Here is a 23,676-nt window from a genome sequence, read left to right on the forward strand (position 1 = left end):
GCGTGCCAGATATTAAGTTATTGATAAATATAACATTTATTTGCGGGTGGTATCGTGTCATGCGCAAGTTGGTGGTTATTTCCACCATCGGGCGAAGGTGCTGCGGAGAAGTGTGGTTCTTTTCACCGGTCCGTTCGCGATTATGGGCATGATCAATTTCTTAAAACACGGCTTTGTTGCGCCATTCTGACGGGGGCCGCATTTTTGCGGTCTTTGGTTTCTTCAAAACGGGCCCATCAAAAAAATGCCGGACGCATGGTGCGCCCGGCATGAAAGTGGTTCGTCATTGCTTGGGAAAAGCGGGAGAAGAGAGAAAAAGAGAAAAGGCGTTTGGGGCAGATTCTTCAGGCACGTTCAGAAGAGGGAGAGGGCACAGGTGCCAGGGGAGCGCAACCTGTGCCCGGTGAACCCTATGAAACAGGGGATCACCTTAGCTTTAATTGTTGACCGTCATGGCCTGGCTGCTGGCATCCGACTGAGCCGAAGCAGCCTGCTTTGCCAGCCAAATGTCATGTTCCTTATCGGCACCATTGGGACCGGCATGATTGTTTGGAGCAATCTGGTCATTCACCTGCTGGGCGGTATTGGGGTTGTAGGGGGCGTCGGGATGACTTGCGAGCCAGACATCATGTTCCTTGCTGGCCCCGTTCGGGCCGACATGGTTGTTGGGCAGGACTTCGTGGCTGACCTGCGGGGCCGCATTCTGGTTGCTGAAGGTTTCAGGATGGCTTGCCAGCCAGATGTCATGTTCCTTGGCACCGCCATTGGGACCGGCATGGTTGTTGGGGACAATTTCCGGATAGGTGACGTTTTCAGCAGCACTGGCAATGGCAGGCGTCATGGCGAGACCGGAAACACCAAAGGCCAAAGCAACGATGGCAATATTGCGCGACAGGGTTTTCATGATCGTAGTCCTTTGCAATAACCCGATTGATAAGGTGAACAGGCGGTCCCGGACGGGGTGATGGTCATTGAAGGGCCGTGCTGCTTGTCGTTTAACGCGACATCTGCCAAAGGAATTGCACATGCTGTGCCAGAATTTAAATCATTGAAAAATAATGATTTTATTTAAATGTGGCCTATTGCCATTGGTGAACTGGTGGTTATTTCCACCATTAGACAACTGCGTTGCGGGTAATTGTGGTGCTTTTCACCCGTTTGTTGGCGATGAAAGGAAAATGTTTGCTCTCGCTGGACGAAAAATTCCGGCCTTATATAGCAAGTGCCACAAAATGAACTTCTTGCAATTTCCAGGTTCTCAAAGCTCTTGAAACGATCGAGAATGCAGGTCTGAGTTCAGGAGAATATGTGTGAAAATTGCCGCTGCCCAAACTGCCGTTTCAAAAAACATATCAACGAACGCTGCACTCATTCGGCAGGTAATTTCGGACGTCGCCCAAGATGGGGTCAGGCTCGTTAATTTTTGCGAAGGGGCTCTGTCAGGATATTCGAAAGCGCAAATCGCCTGTCCGGACGATTGGCGGTCCTTTGACTGGGGAGTATACGAAGCGGAATTGAGGAGCATCGCCGATATCTGCGGCAGGCTCGGTGTTTTCGCAGTCGTCGGCGGAGCACACAGACTTTCGGCAATGAAACTTCCACACAATAGTGTTTATGTCTTCTCGGATTCTGGCGATCTGCTGACAAGGTATGATAAGAGGTTCCTCTCGAACAGCGAGGTCAACGGCTGGTACACGCCGGGAACCGAACCGATCATATTTGAGGTCGATGGGTACCGCTTTGGTTGCGCCATCTGCATCGAGTCTCAGTTCCCTGAAGTGTTTATCGAGTACGAACGGCTGGGAGCTGATGCAGTGCTGTTCTCGTCGTATGGAATTCCCGAGCATTTTCAAATTGCCCTCAGAGCGCATGCCGGTCTAAATTGCCTATGGATAAGCGCAGCGACACCTGCACAAGAAGCACACAAGGGTTCTGCGGGGATTATCGGACCGGATGGAAAGTGGGTTGCTCTTTGCCAGACGTGCGATGACATAAGCTTTACAACTTCCGTTCTTGACCGCCTCGATCCCGAATACGATGTCCCCCTTCAGAAGGCCCGTCCGTGGCGTGCAAAAGCGCGTTTAGGCGAAATTTACAGAGAGAAGATGACTGCGGATCACAGGAGCCGGAACCGAAATGGATATTGATGATCGAGACCTGCGGTTTCCTACTTCAGCTCTGCTCTTGCCGCGTCATTAACACCTCGTTAACTGGTTTACCAATGTCCGACTGATATGTGTCGAGCCTCCTGTCATTCAATAATCATGTTCAGAGAGGGACGACTGGAGTATCCGTCGTTGTCGTTTTCGCCGCGTCAGAGGATGTCGAGAACGACGTTGCGGTTGTTCTTGCTATTGAGAAGCTCGGTGACGCGCCCACTCGACGAGTGTCATGATAACGTGCGTTTCGCTTTCGGTCTTGCTGTGGGTGCCGTAGTTCTGAAATCCGGATCGTAGAACTGGATAACCTTCTCGAATTCGCCCTATGTTCTTCGAGGGGTGCTATCTGCGGGCGCAAATCTTCAAGCTGGGCAACGATACCGGCCAATTTCCCCTTCAAGTCACCGACATCTGCCGCCGTATGCAATACTCCTTAACCTCTTCAGGAAATAACACCGGACCTCATCAGAATCTTGTGGCACTTGCTATATAATGCCGAAAAATTCCGGGCGGATGTGTTTCTGGGGGATGGTTATAGCGTTAGAGGCGATAATGATAGTCCATGCACGCTAAGCGGCTTTCCCCTGGCATCTTTTTTGTTTTCCTTTCCAGCCCGCTATTTGACGCCCCGGAATTTTTGCATTCAGTCGCTAAAAACAAATGCCGGGCGCGTGAGGCGCCCGGCAATGAAGCGGTTTGGGGAATGGGGATAGAATTGGCAGAATGGAATTGGCGGGGTGAAAGGGGCATAGGGTATGGGGCAGCAGGTTCTACAAGCGGGGGGGAATGACACAGGTGCCACGGGAAGAAGCGACCATATGTCTGGAGAACCTGCTACAATACCATTCAGTTTCTTATTATTAATTGTTCGTCATGTCCTGGTTGTTGACATTTGACTGTGCCGAAGCGGCCTGTTTTGCCAGCCAGATGTCGTGTTCCTTGCGAGCCCCGTGTGCACCGGCGGTATTGTTTGGTACAATCTGGTCGTTGGCCTGCTGGACAGTATTGGGGTTGTAAGGTGTTTCGGGGTGGCTTGCGAGCCAGATATCATGTTCCTTGCGGGCCCCGTGTGCACCGGCAGTATTGTTGGGCACAATTTCATGGCTGACTTGCGGAGCGGCATTCTGGTTGCTGGCCGTTTCAGGGTTTTGTGCCAGCCAGATATCATGTTCTTTGCGGGCACCGTGCGGGCCGGCATGGTTGTTTGGAACAATTGCGGCATAGGTGCTGTTTTCTGCGGCACTGGCAATCGCAGGTGTCATGGCGAGAGCGGATACACCAAAAGCCAAAGCAACGATGGCGATATTGCGCGACAGGGTTTTCATGATCGTAGTCCTTTGCAATAACCCGATTGATTGAATGAACAGGTGGCCGCGGACGGGGTGATGGTCGGTGGGCCGGCTGTTTGTCGTTAATGCGACATCTGCCAAAGAAATTGCATATGCCATGCCAAAACATAAACTATTGAAAAATAATGATTTTATATAAATATGGCATTCCTGCTTGGCCGAAGTGGTGGTTATTTCCACCATTTGACGGCAAATGGTTATTTTAACGCGTCAGGGTGGCAAGATTTTCGCCGGTATCACCGGAAATGTTTGTCTCAGCGGCGGGATATGGCATTTTTTTTATGGTTAAGCTGGCTTTTCCGGCCTGATTTATCGACTGACGAGAGAATTCGATCAGATAATGTTACGCCCGGCCCTGAAGTGTTTGCTCGGGCCATCTTTGCGTGATTTTGCATTGTTTGTCTGATCGGCCCCAGGTCGCAACATGCCGGTTTTACAAGAATCAGCATTTCCGGGTGTACGACAAATGCCGGGCACAGAATGTGCCCGGCATTGATATGATTATACAGGTGATCAGAAGCCTGCTGGTATCAGGGGACGGTTTTTTAAAACCGCAATCCTGTTTAATTCGTGATCGCGAAGGCAACCGCCTGAAATCGGGTGTTACGCGTTTATTTGTTGCCTGCCGTTGCGGCGCTGTCAGAGTTTGTCTGTGTTTTGGCAGCCTGTTTGGCCACCCACATGTCATGTTCCTTGTCTGCGCCATTGGGACCGGCATGGTTATTCGGAACTACTTCGACATCTGCTTGTGGTGCGGTATTCGGGTTGTAGGCGGCGTCCGGATGCTTGGCCAGCCACATGTCATGTTCTTTGCTTGCACCGTTCGGACCGACATCATTATTCGGAACAACTTCATGGCTGACTTCCGGGGCTGCATTTTGCGCCGGGGCGGTTTCAGGGTGCGTTGACAGCCAAATATCATGTTCCTTGCTCGCCCCGTTCGGACCGGCATGGTTGTTGGGGACAATGGCCGGGTAGGTGCTGTTGTCGGCGGCACTTGCGATGGCTGGTGTCATGGCGAGCGCGGAAACACCAAAAGCCAGAGCAACAATGGCAACATTACGAGACAGCGATTTCATGATGGTCGTCCTTTGCAATAATCCGATTGATCAAATAAACAGCTGGCTCCGGTCAGGATGTTGGTCGGTGAGGCCCGGCTGTGTGTCGTTGATAACGACTTCTGTCAATGGAATTGCAGTTCCTGTGCCATATTCTAATGTATTGAAATTAAAAGTATTTATTCAAATGTGGCATTCCTTTATTTCGCCAATGGTGGTTATTTCCACCAAGTGGAAGGGGAATTGCGGGTGACGATGGTTCTTTTCACCCGCGTCGGTCTTATGAAAGTGGCAGGCGGATGACTTGCAGGGGGCATGGCGTGTCAGTTTGGTGTTAGTCCGTTTGCCCCGGTGCTTCCTCCAGGCCATATTTGCGAATGCGATAGCGCAGGGTTTCGCGGGTGGTGCCAAGGGCCCGCACGGTTGCCATGACATTATAGTCATTTAATTCCAGTGCTTTGCGAATGATTTTTTCTTCCATTTCCTCTAGCGACACTGACCCGTCCAGCGGCAGGGTGATGGCGTGTTTGGGCGTCGGCTGGTGCTGGTCCTGGTCCTGGTCCTGGTCCTGTGTCACAGGTTCGGATATGCTGGTGCCATCCTGTTGCGGCATCGTTGATGGCGACGGATGAATTCCCAACCATTCGCCGGGAAGATCCGGGCCATTTGCCAGCATGACCGATCGTTCAATCACATTGCGCAATTCCCGCACATTGCCCGGCCAGCTATAGGATTTCAGAATGTTCAATACGGCGGCAGGCACCCGTTTTACCTGTTTTCCCGAACGGGCATTAAATTCGACAATCAGGCTGTCAACGATGGGGGCGATGTCCTCGACCCGGCTGCGCAAGGCGGGCAGCGATAGTTCAAACACCGAAATGCGGTGATACAGGTCAAGGCGGAAATTACCCTTGGCCGATTCCGCCCGCAAATCGCGGTTCGAGGCGGCAACAAGCTGAATATCAACCGATATTTTTTCTTCCCCGCCCACCCGGCGAAAACTCTGTTCCTCGATCGAGGTTAAAAGTTTCGATTGCAGGCCAATATCCATTTCGCCGATTTCATCCAAAAACAGGGTGCCGCCGTCGGCCTGTTCCATCAGGCCGCGATGGCGGCCCTTGGCCCCGGTAAAGGCACCCGATTCATGGCCAAAAAGTTCGGATTCCAGCATGTCCTTGGGAATCGCGGCACAGTTAAGGTCAATAAACGGGCCTTCCTTGCGTTTTCCCGAATAATGCAGGATTTTTGCAACCAGCCCCTTGCCCGTCCCGGTTTCACCGCCAATCAGGATGCTGGTAATCGGCACATTGCCAAGCTGTCCCAGCATGTTGCGCACCTGTTCGGCGGCATCGCTGGGGCCGATAAAACTTTGCGGGCTGAATTTTGAAACGGCCTGTTGGGTGGTGTCGTTGATGCGCTGTCGGGCCTGTGCGCCGCGCGTCGCCGTGGCAATCGTCAGGTCCAGCTTGTGAAAATCCAGGGGCTTTGCCAGAAAATCCAGTGCGCCCAAGTCGGCTGCGCGTTCAATATCCTTGCGGGTGCCATAACCGGAAAGGAATATCCATTCCGATTGAACATTCTGCTCGCGGGCTTCTTCCAGAAAATCCAGGCCATTGCCATCGGGCAAATTCATGTCAGACAGGACGATCGCCGGGGCAAAACCCAGTTCTATAAACAGCCGCCTTGCATCCTCGATCCGCGGCGAGAGGGTGACGCGCCAGCCTTCGCGCTCGAACCGGCGTTTAAGCTCGTTTCCCAGAAGTCTTTCATCTTCGATGATGGCAATGGTTTTCATTTATTTGCCCTCGCATGGCAGAATGATTGTTGTTTGTGCACCGCCCAGCTCGCTTTTATCCAGGCGCATTTCACCGCCGTGACTGCGGACCAAATGGTCGATAATGGACAGGCCCAGCCCGGCACCGTTGGGTTTGGCCGATTGCAGGGGACGCAATCCCTTGCCCAGCAATGTTTCGGGGTATCCGGGGCCGGAATCCGATATTGTCAATTGGGCGGTGTTATCCTGTGTGACAAAGCGGACAAGGATTTTCCCCGGATGATCGCCCATTGCCTCGCAGGCATTTTTCAAAAGATTGAGCAAAATCTGGCGCACCGTATCACGCGGCAGAAAAACATCATCCGCCGTGATTTCCGATGTCATGGTGATATGTTCGGGCAGGCGATAGCCAAACAGTTTAATCACATCGCCAATCAATTGTTCCGCCGGGATTGTCACGGCCTCTTCATGCAGGAAAGGACGGCTTTGCAGCAGGGAATTTAACAACCGTGTTATCCGGTCCATTTCCTCGGTAATCAGGGTGATGCGTTCTTTATGGTCGGCATCGTCGATTTCGATTTCCAGATTATGCAGCGCCATTGAGATACCGGAAATGGGGTTGCGCAGTTCGTGCGCCAGCCGGGCGGAAAATTCGCCAATCGCGGCAAGGCGGGCACCATTTTCCAGTTCGTCCTGCTGGCGCAACAGGGTTTCGGCAGCGGCCCGCACCTGTGCCTGCAATTGTTCGGTATATTCGCTTTGTTGCCTGGCGGCATCGCGCAGGCGGGTGGTCATATCGTTATAATGGGCGTAAATCGGCGTTAACGGGTCATTGTCTGACAGCGGACGAATATTGGAAAATTCCAGGTTGCCCACATTATCAAGCAATTCGGACAGACGGTTAACCGCGCGAAAGGACCGTCGCTGGAACCAGACGATCAGGGCAATCGAACAAAATGGAATGATCGCCAGCGCCACCAGGGCCACGGTCATTTCCTGATTGGCCGACTGGCGTGCATTTTTGACGGTTTGCTGTTGCAGGCGGCTTTCTTCGGCATTGATTTCGCGGATCAGCGATAATGCACCCACAAGATTGCTGCGCGGATTGTCGATTGGCGGTTTCAGATAATCATCAGCAGCTTGCAAATTTTGTGGTGTTGCGTCCGACAGCGCGCCACTGGCGATTTGTAACTGTTCAATATTGTTGCGAATCTGGTTCAGGTCGGACGGATCCGGTGGAACCTGGTTGCCAAGATGCTGCACCAGCAATTTGCTGATCCCGACATCAATTTGCTGAAGTTTGTGAAGGTAATGGATGTGATGTTCCAGCGGGTCAAGCCGGCTTGCCGACCGCCATGCCGAATAGGCCAGAAAAGCCAGCGACATCATCAGTCCCACAGTGGCAAGCGTGATCGAGACTTTTAAAGGGCGCAGCAGTGTTTTTCGCGCCGAAGTGTGGCTTGCGCTGGAAGTTTTCATACAGGCTGTTCCTGAATAAGACGGAAGTGCCGTGACCTGTTCTGGCGAAAAGGTCACGATAGAGGCAGGAACAGACTGTACTAAAAAAAGATTACGGCAAACAGATGATTGCCGTTTCGTCAGTTCTTTTCCCGCGCAATGGCCCGCCAGCCAATGTCACGGCGGCAAAAACCCTCCGGCCAATCAATTTTATCAACCGCTTCATAGGCGCGTTTTTGTGCTTCGCGAACATTATTGCCCCGTGCGGTGATACCCAAAACCCGGCCACCAGTGGCGGTCAGGCGGTCGCCATCCATTTGGGTGCCAGCATGTAGGATTTTAACCTTGTCCAGCGCATCGGCTGCCGCAACATTGCGAATTTCCGTGCCCTTTTCATAGGACCCCGGGTAGCCCTTTGCGGCCATCACAACGACCATTGCGGTTTCATCAAACCATTCGGGTTTCACCTGGTCCAGCGTGCCGCTGGCGGCACCATCAAGAATATTAAGAATATCGGATTTCAACCGGCTCATCAGAACCTGGCATTCCGGGTCGCCAAAGCGAATGTTGTATTCGATCAGCTTGGGGTTTTCGTTTTCATCAATCATCAAACCGGCAAACAGCACCCCCTTGAACGGGTGGCCTTCGGCGGCCATGCCCTTGACGGTCGGTATGATGATATCGCGCATCACGCGTTCTTCAACGGTGGCGGTGAAAACCGGGGCGGGGCTATAGGCGCCCATGCCGCCGGTATTGGGGCCGGTATCGCCTTCACCAACCGCCTTGTGGTCCTGGGCTGCGACCAGCGGAATAACATTTTCGCCATCGCAAACGGCAAAGAAGGATGCTTCCTCGCCGGTCATAAATTCCTCGATCACGATTTCCGCGCCAGCATCGCCAAATTTGCCACCCACCATACATTCGTCAATCGCGGCGATGGCGTCGTCAACTGTCTGGCAAATCGTCACACCCTTGCCAGCGGCCAGGCCATCGGTTTTCACCACAATCGGCGCACCCTGTTTTTCAACAAAGGCTTTGGCATCGGCCGGGGTGGTAAAGCGGCCATAGGCGGCCGTCGGCACGCCGAATTTGGCAACCATATCCTTCATGAAACCCTTGGAGCCTTCAAGCTGGGCGGCCGCCTTTGAACAACCGAAGGATTTGATCCCGGCGGCGTCAAGGGCATCAACCAGGCCTGCGACCAGCGGGGCTTCGGGGCCAACAACCACCAGATCAACAGCATTGTCGCGGGCGAACGTAACCAGCCCTGCAATATCGCCATCGGAAATGGCGACACATTCGGCGGAATCGGCAATACCGGCATTGCCCGGTGCACACCACAGTTTGGTCAAACGCGGGCTGCGCGCAATCGCCCAGCATAATGCGTGTTCCCGTCCACCGCCGCCAACGACCAGAACTTTCATGACTTTTACCCCGACTGCTTGATGGTCCAGATGTGATCCTTTAGGCTTCACATCCTCAGTGCGTAACAAATTACGCAACCGCGTTAATAATTCACGCGGGCTTTTAGCATAAAGTAGCCTTGATGACGCAAGATTTGTTCGACCCATATGCCCCGCAACCGCAACAAACCGGCAATATGCCGGAATTTTCGGTATCCGACCTGTCCAACGCGCTGAAACGCACGGTCGAGGATGCCTTTTCATTTGTCCGGGTGCGTGGCGAAATTTCCGGTTTTAAACGTGCGGCCAGCGGCCATCTTTATTTGGCACTGAAGGATGACAATGCCGTGCTGGATGCGGTGTGCTGGCGCGGTGTTGCCAGCAAACTTGGCATTTCGCCCGAAGATGGCATGGAAGTGATCGTCACCGGGCGCTTAACGACCTTTCCGGGCCGGTCCAAATACCAGATCGTGATCGACAGCATGGAAGTTGCTGGCGAAGGCGCGCTTCTGAAATTGCTGGAAGATCGCAAAAAGAAACTGGCTGCCGAAGGCCTGTTTGATGCGGATCGCAAACGCCCCATTCCGTTTTTGCCCGAGGTGATTGGTATTGTTACCTCGCCGACGGGTGCCGTGATTCGCGATATTATGCACCGCCTGCGCGAACGTTTTCCGCGCCGGGTGTTGTTATGGCCGGTGCTGGTGCAGGGCAAAGGGGCGGCTGAACAGGTGGCCAATGCCGTGCGGGGTTTCAACGAATTACTGCCGCATGGCGATATTCCGCGCCCCGATGTGCTGATTGTCGCACGCGGTGGTGGCTCGCTGGAGGATTTATGGTCCTTTAACGAGGAAATCGTTGCCCGTGCGGTGGCGGACTCAACCATTCCCGTCATTTCGGCGGTGGGGCATGAAACCGATACCACCCTGATCGATTTTGTCTCTGATCTGCGGGCACCGACACCCACCGGGGCCGCCGAAAAGGCCGTACCCGTGCGGCTGGATTTGCTGGCCCAAGTCAATGACGACGGCCAGCGCCTGATTGGCGCGGTGCGCCGATTGGCGGGGGATAAACGCATGGGGCTGGAAAGTGCGGCCCGTGCGCTGGGCGACCCGCGTCGCATGCTCGAAGATCGGGCACAAAGCCTTGATAACTGGTCGGACCGGTTGCCGCGCGCCACGCAATCGGTTTTGCAGCAGGCACGCGCCCGGCTGAACGAAACCGCATCGCGCCTGGCAAGCCCGCGTGAACAGCTTTCGGAAAAACGCAACCGGCTGGAAAATGCCGGGTTGAAACTGCAAACCGTGATGGACCGGCAGGTGCAGCAGCAAAAATCCCGACTGGATCGCGCCGCAGCAGGCCTGCGCCCCAACGATGCCAAAAACGAGATTCGCCGCAATAACCGCCAGATCGAGGATTTGGGGGATCGTTTGAAACGTGCGGCGCAAAATGCCCTGGTTCGGGAACGCGAAGGACTGGCGCGGTATGATCGTTTGCTGGAAAGTTTTTCCTATCGCAATGTTTTGAAACGTGGTTTTGCCGTGGTGCGTGATGCTGACGGCAAATTGATCGATCATGCCGCCATGCTGGCAATGGGGCAGCATTATCGCCTGGAAATGCAGGATGGCAGTGCGGATATGCAGCTTGCCGGAGATCAATCTGTTGCAAACAGCCCTGCAACTGGCACCCCCACACCGCAGACCGAAACACCTTCCCGTTCCACGGCACCCGATCCGCAGGCCGAAACTGCTGCCACCAGTCCTGCTGTGGAAAAACCCAAAAAGCCGCGCCGTAAAAAAGACCCCACCCCCAAAGAAGATGACCGTCAAGGGAGCCTGCTATAATGCGTTCAAAATTTGTTGCCGTTGCCTTGACTTTGATGGGGGTGATGATTGCCGAACCACTGACCGCCCGCGCGGCGGAACCGGTTTATAAAGGCAGTTTTACCCAGGGCGGGATTGTTTTTGGTGAAACCACACCGGGTACGGCGGTAGAACTGGACGGCGAAAAAATTGACACCATCGCGCCAGATGGCAACTTTGTGCTGGGCTTTGCCCGCGATTATGAAGGTCCGGCCACGGTGACGCTGTTGCACAAGGATGGCAGCACCGAACAGTTTACCTATCCCATCACCCATCGCACCTTTGACATTCAGCGCATTGATGGCCTGCCCAAAAAAATGGTCACACCCGACCCGGCGGTGATGGACCGTATCCATGATGATTCCCGTCAGGCGCGCGACGCCCGGGTCGCCCGCTATGATCAGGAATATTATAAATCCGGGTTTATTTGGCCTGCAACCGGGCCGATTAGCGGTGTTTATGGATCACAGCGCATTTTAAATGGCGAACCGCGCGCCCCGCATTGGGGTGTGGATATTGCCGTGCCAACAGGTACGCCCGTTGTGGCCCCGGCTGACGGGGTGGTGACACTGGCCCATCCCGATATGTATTTTTCCGGGGCAACCCTGTTTGTGGATCATGGGCTGGGTGTTGTTTCGGCCTTTTTGCATCTATCTGAAATCGATGTCAAAGTGGGTGATGTGGTCCATAAGGGCGATGTTATTGCCCATTCGGGTGCCAGTGGCCGGGCAACCGGCCCGCATTTGGACTGGCGGATCAATGTGGGGCCAACGCGTATTGATGCGGCCCTGTTGGTACCGCCGATGGAACAGGTTTTGGCAGGGGCGAAAAAATGAAAATACGGGGCGCGGTGGCGGCAGGACATATCGAAACAGCCCGCGCCGCGTGCGACGTGCTGGAAGCTGGCGGGACGGCCTTTGATGCCATCATCGCCGCCATGTGGGCCGCCTGCGTTGCCGAACCTGTTTTGGCCTCCCTTGGTGGTGGCGGGTTTTTAATGGCCCGCCCGGCGGGTAAACCACCGCAGCTTTATGATTTTTTCGTTGAAACACCCCTGGCAAAGCGCCCGGCGGAACAGTTGGAATTTGAAAGCCGTATCGCCACCTTTGCCGGTGGCGTGGAGCAGGAGTTTCACGGGGGGTATGGCGCGGTGGCCACACCGGGTGTTGTGGCAGGTTTGTTTGCCGTGCATCGTGATCTGGCCTCTATGCCAATGGCTGATTTGGCAGCTCCGGCGCGCGGCCTTGCCCGTGATGGCGTGGTGGTAGACCCGTTTCAGCATTATGTGATGAATATCGTTACTCCGCTTTTGGGTTTTTGCGATGAAACCCGCAAAACATATGGTGCCCCCAAAGAAGACGGCGATGATTTCAAGGTGATCGCTGCCAATACCCGCCATCAGCAACCCGAACTGGCCGCATCGATTGATGAATTGGTGCAAAATGGGGCGCAGGGTTTTTATCGGGGCGATTTGGCCGCCGCATTGGTTAAGGCCTGTGCGCAATCGGGCGGGTATCTGACGGCGGATGATCTGGCGAAATACCGGGTTCTGATACGTGACCCGTTACTGATACGCGGGCGGCAGGGCAAGTTTGTGCTTAATCCGCCGCCAGCCTCCGGCGGGGTTTTGGCAGGCTTTGGCCTTAAACTGGCGCGGGATCTGGATTTGGGGGCATTTGGCGATGCCCGCCATCTTGATGCGCTGGCAGCTATTTTGAAAACGACCTCGGTTGTGCGCGGTGAATTTGGCGCTGCCCCCTCTATTTTGGGCGACGAATTTTGCGAAGGCTATCGCACGCTGATTGGCGATCGTCCCTTAACCCAAAACGGCACCACCCATATTTCCGTGGTCGATGAATTGGGCAATCTGGCCTCTGTCACCCTGTCTAACGGATCAACGTCCGGGCGGATGATTCCGGGAAGCGGTATTTTACTTAATAACATGCTGGGCGAGGCCGATTTATCGCCCGAAGGGTTTCACAACTGGCCGTGCGGCGTGCGGATGACATCAATGATGACGCCCGCCCTTTACCTTGCCAATGATGGCGCGCTGGTGGCCCTGGGCTCGGGTGGGTCCAACCGCATTCGGTCTACCATGATGCAGGTTTTGCTGAACCTGGATGTGTTTGACATGTCGCTCGAAGACGCGATTGTCGCCCCGCGTTTGCACTTTGACGATGATTTGCTGTCGATCGAGCCGGGCTTTGATACCGATATTCTTGATCACCTGCATTTAAACGAACAGCACCGCTGGCAGGAAAGCGATATGTTTTTTGGCGGCGTTCATGCTGCTTCGTTTAACAGTTTTAGCCACAAGCTGAATGCCGCCGGCGATGCCCGGCGAAATGGGTGCGGTTTCATACTCTCCTGAGCAACGGATTAATCCGGTTGCAGGACCGCGCCGACATCAAGCAATGGGGCGGCATCGATTTTTTCGGCATTCATCATCGCCGCGACCCGCTGCAGAGAGGATAACATTTGGGTTTTCTCCCAGACGGGCAGTTCTTCGAACTGGCGAATAAAATCTTCCTGCAACAGATTGGGGGCATTGGCGATAATGTCGCGGCCCGCCTGGGTCAGGTCGGTATTGACCACGCGCTTGTCGGTCTGGGAACGTCGCCGTTCCATCAAACCGCGCTGTTCCAGGCGGTTAAGGATGGTTGTCACCGTGGCCTGGCTTAGGGATACGTGGCTTGAAATGCGTTTGACCGTGACATTTCGCATCTCGCCAATGGCGCGCAACACCATGATTTGCGGAATGGTCAGCCCGTAAATTTTCATGATGCGTTTGGAATGCAGGTCCGTTGCGCGAATAATCTGTCGCAGGGTGACAAGAACTTCCTGCCAATAGGGGTGCTGCTGGTCCATTGGTGAATCTTTTATGCTGAATGTTTGGCGCACATTTGTTGAAAACGGTGGGCTGGCCCGCCAGTGCGCTATCGGTTAACGGTGTTTGGGTCCAGAATCAAAGAAAAAAGATAACAGGCTTTATCCTCGAAACCGGCGCAAATAAAAATAAAGGCCGCCAAAGACCGCACATAAAACAGCGATCCCGCACGCAAATACAACGAGTTTTTCGCGCCATAATGACCTGGACCGGCGGTCTTCCATGTATCCCAGCACACGTTTGCGCAGGTTGTCCATGTCGGGTGTCAAATTTCGTGCCGGAATAAAAAGTGGTGCGCCCGCGCGCGATAACAGGTCGTTGGCTGTATTGACCCGGTCCGTATAAATCGCAAACCGTTCCTCTACCGTCTCAAGGTCTTGCAGGGGGCTGTTTGTTGTTTTGGCCGATTGCGTTCGGGCCTTTATCATCGTGATCGGAGGCTGCATCAGGGTGTGATAGGGGCCAGTAAGACACGCCCGCAGGGTTCGGGGTTTTGACTTGCAGGCGATGACCTGACCGGATGCAGTATCAAGGGCGTTTTGCAGGCTTTGTTGCAAATCCAGCTCGAACCGGGCGATGGTGATACGCAATTCAATGGCTTTGTTCCGAATGTCGCTTTGTTCGGATGCGTGTGCTGGTATGATAAAAACAACCGTCAGCAACAGTATTGTGGTTATATTGCTCAGCAGGTGTCGCAGGCACACGGTAGGGACCTCGCGGGCATATCGAGACGCATCACATCATCAAATGCCGGTTTTGTCGCTGTCTTAATCGGGCCAGCGGCGATGTACCCACAGCCATTGGGCCGGGCGTTCACGAATCCAGCTTTCGATAATGGCGTTAACTTCCGTCATGATCTTCAGCATGTCGGCACGGCGATCATTTGTTTGAACGATATCGAGTTGCGGGTAGAACGTCATGCGGAAATGTGCCCCTTGCAGACGTTCCAGCCGTAGCGGGACGATCGGGGCATCGTATTTCAGGGCAAATTGTGCCAGCGAAGGGGCTGTCATGGCATCGCGGCCAAAAAAGGGCACGGCGATGCCATCATTCATTTTCTGGTCCACCAGCATGGCAATATGGCCGCCTTTGCGTAAAAAGGCGGTCAGTTTGCGGGCACCTTCCGGGCCCTTGCGGACCATTTCGCCTTTAAAACCGCGCCGGGCCTTGGTGAAAACACTGTCGACCCAGGGGTTGTCCGGGGCGCGATAAACACACATCATTTCCATGTCCATCGCGCGGGCCAGCAGCATGGCGACTTCCCAGTTTCCGGCGTGGGCGGTAAAAAACTGTCCGGCCTTGTCATCATTTTTTAACGCCAGACCATTTTCCAGGCCCACTACCTCCAGCCGGTCTGACCCAGGCTGGATTTTGTGAATATGGGGCACTTCGGCAACACTGCGGCCCAGGTTTTCCCACATGTCCCCCAGCATGGTTTCGATTTCGCCAGGGGATTTTTCGGGAAAGGCGCGTTCCATGTTGCGGCGCGCCCGGCGTGTGACTTTGATTTTTTTGCCAATTTTCCGCCCGATCCAGCCGCCAAAAGCCGATGCCGTGTCAATGGGCATCATGGCAAACAGCCAGTAAAACAGGTTTGTCACAAAGCCTTGCAGCGGATAGCTGACGTAATATTGAAATGTGCTGATATTTTTGGTTTTACGCGCCATTGGCAAATACTGTTTCGATTAATTGGGTTATGCCCGGCAAATCATCAAATTCGAGGGCGATACGCAGTGTCTTTATGCCGTGTCGATCGCCCAAGGGCAAGCGGACCAGGTCTTTTTCCGTTGTCACCAGCATGGCACCGGCCCGGCTGGCATCCTTGCGCAGGGCGGCCAGTTCGTCGGGACTGTAAAAGTGGTGGTCGGCAAAGTCGCGGGCAATAACCACCTCCGCCCCACAATCGCGCAAGGAGTGATAAAACTTCCCGGGACGCCCGATGCCCGCAAAGGCGAGGACTTTTTGATCGGTAAAATCGCTGGCGTTTTCTGGCCGGATTTTGGCATGAAATACCGCAACATGTTTTGGCATTTGCTTTGCCAGGCCGGTTTTATCCTTGCCAATGATAATGGCAGCGCGGACCCGTGAAAACCCGCTGGCAAGGGTTTCGCGCAAGGGACCGGCGGGCAAAACCCGGCCATTGCCAAATCCGGTTGCCCCGTCGATAACGACAATGCCCAAATCCTTGATCACGGATGGATTTTGCAAACCGTCATCCATAATGATCACATCCGCACCAGCCACGGTAATGGCATCGGCCCCGGCTGCGCGATTGCGCGAAACCCAGGCCGGGCCTTTCTGGCTTAACAAAAGCGGTTCATCCCCCACGTCGTGTGCGGTATCGGACGTGGGATCCACCCGATGCGGTCCTTTTTGCGTGCCGCCATATCCCCGGCTTAGAAAATGGGGCTGATGACCAACGCCTGCGAGAATGTCATATATCGCCTGTGCTGCCGGGGTTTTTCCCGCCCCGCCAACGGTAAAATTGCCCAGACAAATGACAGGGCACCCTGGATGCAGGGCCGTTGTGGTGGCATTGCGCCATGCCGCACCGGCCCGCCACAGCCAGGATGCGGGCGATAGGGCACGGGCGATCATATTATCGGTTTGCCAAAAATCAGGGGCGTGCATGTGGCCCCCGACTAGCCACCATCAAATCGTCAATCGCCGACATGGTTCTTTCCAGAACCTCGGCTTTGCTGTTGGCGTAATTGCGTGCCGCATCCGTCAGGGCATCACGGGCGGGCTGATTGGTCAAAAGCTGGTCAAGCTGGCGTTCAAGGTCGGCCTCATCGGTGCAGGGGCGTGCGGCCCGCTCCGCCAGCATTTCCTGGCTGATTTCGGCGAAATTGCTCATATCCGGACCATGCAAAATGGCACATCCCAGCCGGGCCGGTTCCAGCGGATTTTGCCCGCCGCCCACGCACAGGGTTTTGCCGATAAAGCAAATTGGTGCCAGCCGGTAGTAAAGGCCCATTTCGCCAATGGTATCGCCCAAAAACACATCGGTATCGCGCGATATGATATGATCCATGCTGCGCCGGGCGACGCGCAGGCCCTTGCCCATCAGCATGGCCTCAACGCCGGTGGCCCGGTTGGGGTGGCGCGGCACGATAATGGTCAGAAGATTGCGGTGTTTTTCGCGCAACCGTGCATGAATGGCCGCCGCAATGCTTTCTTCGCCTTCAAAGGTGCTTGATGCCAGCCATACCGGGCGATCGCCGATCTGGTCACGGTAGTGATGCAGGATCTTTTCATCAACCGGCAAGGGCAGGGCCGCAAATTTGAGGTTGCCGGTTGTCACCACATTGGGCGCACCCAGTTCGATAAAACGGGCGGATTCATCGTCGGTTTGGGCCAGAACAACACTGAAACAGGCCATGACCGGACGAATGAAAGAGGAAAAACGGCGATAGCTTTTAAAGCTGCTTTCGGAAATCCGGCCATTGAGCAGGGCGATCTGGGTGCCTGCCTTGCGGGCACGGGTCAGGATGTTGGGCCACAGGTCACTTTCCAGCCACAGGGCAACATCAGGCCGCCAGTGATGCAAAAAGCGGGCAACATAAACCTGCCGGTCCACCGGAATGAATTGGTGAATGACGTTTTTGGGCAGGCGTTCGTGCATCATCCGGGCCGATGTAACCGTGCCGGTTGTCACCAGAATGGCAAATTCAGGATAGTCGCGTTGTAAACGGTCAATCACGGGCAGCGCGGAAAGGGATTCGCCCACACTGGCGCCATGAATCCAGACAAGCGGGCCGTCGGGCCTGCGGCGACCGGGATGGCCGAAACGCTCGCCAATACGGCCGGGGTCTTCCTTGCCGCGGTTTTTACGCCGGTGCAAATACAGCCCCACAATCGGGCCCAGTATTCGTGTCGCTGCACGATAGGCGTAAAACAGGGGCATTATTCGCTCTCTCCCGCATCACGTGCCGCGCGTTTCTGTTTAACCGGTTCGTCTGGTCCGGCGGGTTCGATCACCTCAAGGCCATAATACCGGTCATGCTCCTGGGTCAGCTTGATCATGCTGTTTTCCAGTTCCAGCCGCTTGGCCTCCAGGCCGTCATTATCCATGTCAGTGGGGACATAAATCGGGGCACCCCAGCAAAATACGCCGCGCGAGAATGGCAGGGGGAGCACAAAGCGGTCCCAACTGCGCATGACCCGGCGTTTGGATGTGGAAAAAGTCAGCGGAAAAATGGGAACGCCGCTCAGGCGGGCGGCCGATATGATACCGTTGGAGGCGTGCATACGCGGTCCGCGTGGTCCGTCGGGCGTCATGCCAATAACGTGGCCCGCCTTAAGCGATTTCAGTATGGCGCGCAGGGCGCTTGCCCCGCCTTTTCCCTTGCCGGTAGAGCCGGCGATGGTGTGGATGCCGAAATGCCCGATGGTGCGCGAAATGATTTCGCCGTCCCGGTGTGATGAAATCAGCATGTTAAAGGGGACGTCCCCACCAACCACCCGCCAGGTATAGGGCATCATCAACAGGCGCTGATGCCAGAAGGCGACAATAAAGGGCTTGCCCTCGCGCAGCATTTCGCGAGGCAAATCGGTGCCTTTTTGTTCCCACCTGCCGGTGTAGCGGATTACACGAATGTAAAAGGCCGCCAAACGGCACAGGGTGGCCCGTGCCTGGCTGCTTTTGACGATTCCCTTATACCATGCCACGTTTTCAGTCCTGATTTTTCACCAGATGAGGATGTTTGCCCGGTTCTTCCGAGAATTGCAGGTTATAAAGGTTGGCATAGGCACCGCCAAGTGCAAGTAATTCTTCGTGTTTTCCTTCTTCGATTAACTGGCCACGATGAATGACACAAATTTTGTCTGCATCAATGATGGTGGAAAGACGATGGGCAATGACCAGGGTGGTGCGGTCTTTCATCAATCGGGCAAGGGCGGTCTGGATATGGCGTTCGGATTCCGTATCCAGTGCTGATGTCGCCTCGTCGAGCAACAGGATCGGAGCGTTTTTCAGCATGGCGCGTGCAATCGCGATGCGCTGGCGTTGTCCGCCCGAAAGTTTCACACCATGTTCGCCAACAATGGTGTCATAGCCGTTTTCAAGCTCCATGATGAAATCATGGGCGGCGGCATTGCGGGCGGCCTCGATGATTTCTTCTTCGCTGGCACCGGCCCGGCCATAGGCGATATTGGCGCGCACGGTATCGTCAAACAGCGAAACTTCCTGGCTGACCAGCGCGGTCGCACCACGCAGGGTGGCAAGCTGCACGTCGCGAATGTCCTGCCCATCCACCGAAATGCTGCCGCTATTGATGTCGTAAAACCTTGGAATCAGGTTCAGGATGGTCGATTTCCCGGCACCGGACTGCCCGACAAGGGCCACAGTTTGCCCGGCGGCAATATCGATATTGATGTCGATCAGGGCGCTGGTTTCGTCATCGCTGTTATAGGCGAAATCGACATGCTTGAACGTGATGCTGCCGCCCGAAACCTTTAACGGTTGGGCATCGGGTTTGTCTTTAATGTCGGGTTCAAGGTCCAGAATGGTGAAAACGCGTTGCGACGCAGCAAGCCCTGCCTGCAAATTCATATTGATATTTGCCAGGCGTTTAACCGGTTCATAGGCCATCAACAGGGCGGTAATAAAGGCAAAAAAACCGCCCGCGTCATTGCTGCCCTCGATCACGCGATAGCCGCCATAAACGATGATCACGGTCACGGCAACGCCGCCCAGTGTTTCCATGATGGGGGAGGAGCGGGCACGCACCTTTTGCGCCTTGAAATTCAGGCGGAAAATATAATCAACCAGTTTGCCGACCCTGGAGCATTCATATTCTTCCATGCCATAGGCCTTGACGTGGCGCACTCCGTGAAACGTCTGTTCAAGCAGGGTGGCAAATTCGCCGATTTGTTGCTGGGTATTGGCCGAAACCTTGCGCATCCGGCGTCCCAGCTTGGCAATGGGCATAATGGCAAGCGGAAAGACAAAAATCGCGATAAAGGCCAATTGCCAGTCTTTGGAAAACATGACACCAATCAGGAAAATCGCCGACATCAGGTCTTTGCCAAAACCGGTCAGACTTTCTGACACGGCCGAGCGCATGGCACCAACGTCGCTGGTAAAGCGCGCAATCAGCTTGCCGGTATTGGTGCCGTGGAAAAAGTCGATGTCCAGGCTCATCACCTGTTTATATAGCCGGTTTTGAATATCGGTCAGAATACGCCCGCCGACATAGCTCATCATCACCGATTGGCCGTAATTGCCAAACCCCTTTAGGGCAAAGGTAATCAGCACGGCCGCCCCAACGGGAAGCAGCATGGTGCCGTTTTTATTGATGAAGATCTCGTTGATCACCGGGTCCATCAGCCATGCCGATGCACCGGTTGTTGCGGCAACAACAACCATAAAAAACAGGGCCAGAACAATTTTGCCGATATAGGGGCGAACCGCTTCGCGAACGATCCGCTTGACCATCGGCCAGGTGTCCCAGTGATCGGCGGTATGATCGATATTCTGTTTGGACAAAAAGATATTCCTGACTTTTATGCGCAAGGTGATAACCGGCACGGACAAAGGCTGCCGGTTTGCCTTGATTTTGCCTTTTATCAAGGCCTGATTATGCCTGATTTTACGTGCAGTTTGCTATCATGCTGATGGCGCCACGGCAAGCATCCGTATATTGAAAGATAGTCACCAAAATGTAACAATAATGGTTGGGAATGCCCGCAGCAAATGCGGGCTCCATTGAACATGGTTGATTAAAAAACAAAAAATGAGCAAACAACTTAAGGCCGAGATCGAAGGCGCCCTGTTAATGGGGGCCAAAGGTCGTGTATTTCCGCTGCACTGGCAGGGCCGGGATTTGTGGGTCAAACAGGCGGTCGTTTCCAAGCACAAGGTCTGGCATCGCCTGCAACGGTTTGCGGCGGGACTATTGGCTATTCCCATGCTGCGCCCCACTGTGTCCCCCGGCGGGAAGCCCGGGCTGGATGAAGAAACCAGCCATCTTTTGCGGATGCGTGAACATGGCGTACAGGTTCCCGAACTGGTCATGACCGGAGAGGCCTGGATTGTGCTGGGCGATAACGGCAGTATTTTGAAAGATCATGTCAAAACCGCCCTTGCCAACGGCGAGGATGCGAAAGCCCGCGACCTGATTGAAAAGGCCGCCCGCGGCCTGGCTGATTTGCATATGCGTGATTGCGCGCATGGTGCGCCGCTTTTACGGAACATGACGCTGCGCCATGACGGCAGCATCGGTTTTATTGATTTCGAGGAAGACCCCGAAGGATGTATGCCCGTTGCCGATGCCCAGGCGCGGGATGTTTTGCTGTTTCTGTTTTCCATTCAGCGCGAAATAAAAAAACACCCCGATCTTTTGCATGTGGGATGGGAAACCTATCATGACCAGGTTGGTGAATATGCCAATGCCCTGCGTCCTTTATCAAAGGTGCTGCGCCGGATTTTCCCGATTTATCTGGTGTTGATGATGTTCCGCCGCTGGCTGGGAACCGATGCCCTGAATGCGGTGCAAACATATCAGATTCTGTGTCGTGATATTGATCCACGCCAGTTGGCGCGCAAACAGCGCCCGGCCTGACTTTGTGCCCACAAGCGCAAGGCACGCAATCGCGCGTCTGTTGATGATCCGGGTTTGCTCTTTAAAGACAAATGGCTTTATTGCGCCGGTTGAGGTTGCGGGGTCCTGATATCCTGTTCGCCGCTTTCGGTGTTATCCTCCGGCGCAATATTGGCGGTGGCAAGTCCCTCGGTAACAGAGATGCGTGTTGCGGTTTCACCGTCATATCCGCCCGAAAAGGGCGCAAGATTGTGCAAAAACTGCTGGGCCGAATTATGCCAGCTATAGTGTTCAGCCAGGGCACGGGCATCGTTCCGGTCCAGTTTCAGGGCATCAAGGGCGGCCTGGCGAAGGTCGTCGTTAATGGCACCGGCCTTGGTGTCGCGCACGATATCGGCCGGGCCCTGCACCGGGAAAACGGCAACCGGTGTGCCCGAGGCCAGGGCCTCGAGAATGACCAGGCCAAAAGTATCGGTCTTGCTGGGAAAAACAAAAACATCGGCCGAGGCAAAGGCAATTGCCAAGTCTTCACCGGTTTTTTTGCCAAGAAATTGCGCCTTGGGAAATTTGTGCTTTAAATCATTTAACTGCGGACCATCACCAACGACAAATTTGGTGCCGGGCAGGTCAAGATCCAGAAAATGGCCGATATTCTTCTCCACTGCCACCCGCCCGACAAATAACCAGTGGGGTTTGGGAAAATTACCAAAGCTGGCATCTTCGCGCGGATGAAACAGGTCCAGATCGACCCCGCGCGACCAGATATGCAGGTTCTCGAACCCCCAGTTTTTCAACTCGTCGCGCAGGGATTCCGTGGCAACCATGACGGATTGCGACTTGCCGTGAAAACGCCGCATCCCACGATAGGAAATCGATAGCGGCAATTTGGTGCGCGCATGCAGATATTCGGGAAAGCGGGTGTGATAGGCGGTGGAAAATGGCAATTTGCGCTTCAGGCAATAGGCGCGTGCGGCCTGTCCCAGCGGCCCTTCGGTGGCAATGTGGATGGCAACGGGCTGCATTGCATCAATCATGCGCGACAGCTTGCGCCGGGCAAAAATCGCCAGTCTTATTTCCGGATAGGTCGGACAGGGAATGGTTTTAAACTGGTCGGGCGAAATGATGCGTACATCATGGCCCTGTGCAATCAATTCAGCACGAACCGTTTCCAGCGTTCTGACAACACCATTGATCTGCGGGCGCCAGGCATCGCTGACAATCAGTATTCTCATGCTGTTTTACCAATCGGATTGTTGTTTTGGGTGTTTTTTGCCGTAACCCGGCCAGTGGCAGCCGACGGCGCAGTGTCCGGGGTGGTTGCGCTGCGAAACAGCGACATCAAACGACCCAGACCCGCACTTGCCGGGCTGCTGGCGGAAGTGCCGCCAATATAGCTCATTGCCATATTGCGCATATCGGCCCAATGCAGCAGTTCCAGCTCGCCATCCTTGTGTTCGACAAGGGCGGTGCAGCTTTCAACCCAGTCACCGTCATTGCAATAGAGCACATTGCCGATCATGCGTTTTTCAGCGTGGTGGATATGGCCGCACACAACCCCGTCCACCTTGCGTTTGGTGGCGGCATGGGCCACGGCATTTTCAAAATCGCAAATGAACTGAACCGCGTTTTTAACCCGGTTTTTCAGATAGGCCGACAGCGACCAGTACCCATATCCCAGCTTGCGCCGGGCGGCATTGAAATAGCGGTTGAGCATGATGGCAAGGTTGTAGGCCGTATCGCCGAGATAGGCCAGGCAGCGGGCATATTTGACCACCCCGTCAAACTCGTCGCCGTGAATGACCAACAGGCGTTTGCCATCGGCAGTGGTGTGAATATCGTTCATCCGCACATCGACATGGCCGAATGTCATGTCAACAAATTCGCGGGCAAATTCGTCATGGTTGCCGGGGACAAAAATCACCTTGGCGCCGTTTCTGGCTTTTTCCATGATATTGGTAATCACGGCGTGGTGGCTCTCGGGCCAATACCAGCTTTTCTTCAGGCGCCAGCCGTCTATGATGTCGCCGACCAGATAATAGGTGTCCGCCGTGACTTCATTTAGAAAATCTACCAGCAGTTCCGCCTGGCAGCCGCGTGTGCCCAGATGCACATCTGAAATCCATACCGTGCGGTAGTGGGGTTTCGTGTTCATTGCTGTCATCTTCGCCCTCCAGGTCCCCCGTGC

The 23,676-nt window shown here is 54.6% G+C and carries 20 protein-coding genes; 5 read left to right on the forward strand and 15 right to left on the reverse strand.

The features are described 5' to 3' along the window. Window positions 1-436 precede the first annotated feature (436 nt). Window positions 437-904 carry a hypothetical protein gene (locus TH25_RS07015; protein WP_114087705.1) on the reverse strand — a complete coding sequence of 156 codons (468 nt, stop codon included), beginning with the start codon at window positions 902-904 and terminating at the stop codon, window positions 437-439. Between the two features lie 406 nt (window positions 905-1,310). Here TH25_RS07015 and TH25_RS07020 point away from each other — a divergent pair, with 406 nt between their 5' ends. Further along, entirely contained in the window at window positions 1,311-2,147 is an 837-nt protein-coding gene (locus tag TH25_RS07020; RefSeq protein WP_114087706.1) for a carbon-nitrogen hydrolase family protein, read from the forward strand. An 872-nt stretch (window positions 2,148-3,019) separates the two neighbouring features. Here the strand turns inward: TH25_RS07020 and TH25_RS07025 are convergent. The 5 genes from TH25_RS07025 to purD form a co-directional block, all read right to left on the reverse strand. Further along, entirely contained in the window at window positions 3,020-3,484 is a 465-nt protein-coding gene (locus TH25_RS07025; RefSeq protein WP_114087707.1) for a hypothetical protein, read from the reverse strand. A gap of 635 nt (window positions 3,485-4,119) precedes the next feature. Continuing rightward, complete coding sequence (locus TH25_RS07030) at window positions 4,120-4,587, reverse strand: hypothetical protein (RefSeq protein WP_114087708.1); 468 nt, start codon at window positions 4,585-4,587, stop codon at window positions 4,120-4,122. A gap of 313 nt (window positions 4,588-4,900) precedes the next feature. Then, entirely contained in the window at window positions 4,901-6,361 is a 1,461-nt protein-coding gene (locus TH25_RS07035; protein ID WP_114087709.1) for a sigma-54-dependent transcriptional regulator, read from the reverse strand. Next, a complete protein-coding gene (locus tag TH25_RS07040; RefSeq protein WP_114087710.1) occupies window positions 6,362-7,819 on the reverse strand; it encodes a sensor histidine kinase in 1,458 nt (485 codons plus the stop codon). It lies immediately after the preceding gene. 119 nt (window positions 7,820-7,938) lie between these two features. Continuing rightward, window positions 7,939-9,222 carry a phosphoribosylamine--glycine ligase gene (purD, locus tag TH25_RS07045; RefSeq protein WP_114087711.1) on the reverse strand — a complete coding sequence of 428 codons (1,284 nt, stop codon included), beginning with the start codon at window positions 9,220-9,222 and terminating at the stop codon, window positions 7,939-7,941. Between the two features lie 122 nt (window positions 9,223-9,344). On the opposite strand from purD, the gene xseA reads away from it, so the two are divergent. From xseA to TH25_RS07060, 3 genes are read left to right on the forward strand one after another with little or no spacing between them, the layout of a single operon-like run. After that, on the forward strand, window positions 9,345-11,042 hold the full coding sequence (gene xseA / locus TH25_RS07050) for an exodeoxyribonuclease VII large subunit (protein WP_114087712.1): 1,698 nt from the start codon (window positions 9,345-9,347) through the stop codon (window positions 11,040-11,042). Continuing rightward, window positions 11,042-11,896, forward strand: a complete 855-nt coding sequence (locus TH25_RS07055) for a M23 family metallopeptidase (protein WP_114087713.1) — start codon at window positions 11,042-11,044, stop codon at window positions 11,894-11,896. Before xseA ends, TH25_RS07055 begins: the two co-directional genes overlap by 1 nt. After that, on the forward strand, window positions 11,893-13,431 hold the full coding sequence (locus TH25_RS07060; RefSeq protein WP_114087714.1) for a gamma-glutamyltransferase family protein: 1,539 nt from the start codon (window positions 11,893-11,895) through the stop codon (window positions 13,429-13,431). The genes TH25_RS07055 and TH25_RS07060 overlap by 4 nt, the downstream gene beginning before the upstream one ends. A gap of 8 nt (window positions 13,432-13,439) precedes the next feature. Here TH25_RS07060 and TH25_RS07065 read toward each other — a convergent pair whose 3' ends face one another. The 7 genes from TH25_RS07065 to TH25_RS07095 all read right to left on the reverse strand — a co-directional run bounded on the left by TH25_RS07065 (window position 13,440) and on the right by TH25_RS07095 (window position 20,437). Further along, a complete protein-coding gene (locus TH25_RS07065) occupies window positions 13,440-13,928 on the reverse strand; it encodes a MarR family winged helix-turn-helix transcriptional regulator (protein ID WP_114087715.1) in 489 nt (162 codons plus the stop codon). A gap of 120 nt (window positions 13,929-14,048) precedes the next feature. Continuing rightward, window positions 14,049-14,651, reverse strand: coding sequence for a hypothetical protein (locus TH25_RS07070; protein ID WP_114087716.1), 603 nt, complete (start codon window positions 14,649-14,651; stop codon window positions 14,049-14,051). Window positions 14,652-14,714: 63 nt separating this feature from the next. Then, on the reverse strand, window positions 14,715-15,614 hold the full coding sequence (locus tag TH25_RS07075; RefSeq protein ID WP_114087717.1) for a lysophospholipid acyltransferase family protein: 900 nt from the start codon (window positions 15,612-15,614) through the stop codon (window positions 14,715-14,717). Then, complete coding sequence (lpxK, locus tag TH25_RS07080; RefSeq protein ID WP_114087718.1) at window positions 15,604-16,578, reverse strand: tetraacyldisaccharide 4'-kinase; 975 nt, start codon at window positions 16,576-16,578, stop codon at window positions 15,604-15,606. Before lpxK ends, TH25_RS07075 begins: the two co-directional genes overlap by 11 nt. Continuing rightward, window positions 16,565-17,854: a 3-deoxy-D-manno-octulosonic acid transferase gene (locus TH25_RS07085; protein WP_114087719.1), complete on the reverse strand. Its 1,290-nt coding sequence runs from the start codon at window positions 17,852-17,854 to the stop codon at window positions 16,565-16,567. The genes lpxK and TH25_RS07085 overlap by 14 nt, the downstream gene beginning before the upstream one ends. Continuing rightward, window positions 17,854-18,618 carry a lysophospholipid acyltransferase family protein gene (locus TH25_RS07090; protein WP_114087720.1) on the reverse strand — a complete coding sequence of 255 codons (765 nt, stop codon included), beginning with the start codon at window positions 18,616-18,618 and terminating at the stop codon, window positions 17,854-17,856. Before TH25_RS07090 ends, TH25_RS07085 begins: the two co-directional genes overlap by 1 nt. Window positions 18,619-18,622: 4 nt before the next feature. Then, on the reverse strand, window positions 18,623-20,437 hold the full coding sequence (locus tag TH25_RS07095) for an ABC transporter ATP-binding protein (RefSeq protein WP_309471285.1): 1,815 nt from the start codon (window positions 20,435-20,437) through the stop codon (window positions 18,623-18,625). A 247-nt stretch (window positions 20,438-20,684) separates the two neighbouring features. On the opposite strand from TH25_RS07095, the gene TH25_RS07100 reads away from it, so the two are divergent. Next, window positions 20,685-21,512 carry a BUD32 family EKC/KEOPS complex subunit gene (locus TH25_RS07100; protein WP_114087782.1) on the forward strand — a complete coding sequence of 276 codons (828 nt, stop codon included), beginning with the start codon at window positions 20,685-20,687 and terminating at the stop codon, window positions 21,510-21,512. A 77-nt stretch (window positions 21,513-21,589) separates the two neighbouring features. On the opposite strand, the gene TH25_RS07105 is transcribed toward TH25_RS07100, so the two are convergent. Beyond that, window positions 21,590-22,723 (reverse strand): glycosyltransferase family 4 protein, encoded by a 1,134-nt coding sequence (locus TH25_RS07105; RefSeq protein ID WP_114087721.1) that lies wholly within the window; start codon window positions 22,721-22,723, stop codon window positions 21,590-21,592. Then, window positions 22,720-23,652, reverse strand: coding sequence for a UDP-2,3-diacylglucosamine diphosphatase (locus tag TH25_RS07110; RefSeq protein ID WP_114087722.1), 933 nt, complete (start codon window positions 23,650-23,652; stop codon window positions 22,720-22,722). The genes TH25_RS07105 and TH25_RS07110 overlap by 4 nt, the downstream gene beginning before the upstream one ends. Window positions 23,653-23,676: the final 24 nt, after the last annotated feature.

The sequence above is a fragment of the Thalassospira profundimaris genome, from assembly GCF_003326755.1.
Taxonomy (GTDB): Bacteria; Pseudomonadota; Alphaproteobacteria; order Rhodospirillales; family Thalassospiraceae; genus Thalassospira; species Thalassospira profundimaris_B.

Bases quoted from the DNA above. Each gene is read 5' to 3' on its own strand.
- TH25_RS07015 (WP_114087705.1), bottom strand. From the start codon at position 904: ATGAAAACCCTGTCGCGCAATATTGCCATCGTTGCTTTGGCCTTTGGT.
- TH25_RS07025 (WP_114087707.1), bottom strand. From the start codon at position 3,484: ATGAAAACCCTGTCGCGCAATATCGCCATCGTTGCTTTGGCTTTTGGT.
- TH25_RS07030 (WP_114087708.1), bottom strand. From the start codon at position 4,587: ATGAAATCGCTGTCTCGTAATGTTGCCATTGTTGCTCTGGCTTTTGGT.
- TH25_RS07035 (WP_114087709.1), bottom strand. From the start codon at position 6,361: ATGAAAACCATTGCCATCATCGAAGATGAAAGACTTCTGGGAAACGAG.
- TH25_RS07040 (WP_114087710.1), bottom strand. From the start codon at position 7,819: ATGAAAACTTCCAGCGCAAGCCACACTTCGGCGCGAAAAACACTGCTG.
- purD (WP_114087711.1), bottom strand. From the start codon at position 9,222: ATGAAAGTTCTGGTCGTTGGCGGCGGTGGACGGGAACACGCATTATGC.
- xseA (WP_114087712.1), top strand. From the start codon at position 9,345: ATGACGCAAGATTTGTTCGACCCATATGCCCCGCAACCGCAACAAACC.
- TH25_RS07055 (WP_114087713.1), top strand. From the start codon at position 11,042: ATGCGTTCAAAATTTGTTGCCGTTGCCTTGACTTTGATGGGGGTGATG.
- TH25_RS07060 (WP_114087714.1), top strand. From the start codon at position 11,893: ATGAAAATACGGGGCGCGGTGGCGGCAGGACATATCGAAACAGCCCGC.
- TH25_RS07065 (WP_114087715.1), bottom strand. From the start codon at position 13,928: ATGGACCAGCAGCACCCCTATTGGCAGGAAGTTCTTGTCACCCTGCGA.
- TH25_RS07075 (WP_114087717.1), bottom strand. From the start codon at position 15,614: ATGGCGCGTAAAACCAAAAATATCAGCACATTTCAATATTACGTCAGC.
- lpxK (WP_114087718.1), bottom strand. From the start codon at position 16,578: ATGCACGCCCCTGATTTTTGGCAAACCGATAATATGATCGCCCGTGCC.
- TH25_RS07085 (WP_114087719.1), bottom strand. From the start codon at position 17,854: ATGCCCCTGTTTTACGCCTATCGTGCAGCGACACGAATACTGGGCCCG.
- TH25_RS07100 (WP_114087782.1), top strand. From the start codon at position 20,685: ATGAGCAAACAACTTAAGGCCGAGATCGAAGGCGCCCTGTTAATGGGG.
- TH25_RS07105 (WP_114087721.1), bottom strand. From the start codon at position 22,723: ATGAGAATACTGATTGTCAGCGATGCCTGGCGCCCGCAGATCAATGGT.
- TH25_RS07110 (WP_114087722.1), bottom strand. From the start codon at position 23,652: ATGACAGCAATGAACACGAAACCCCACTACCGCACGGTATGGATTTCA.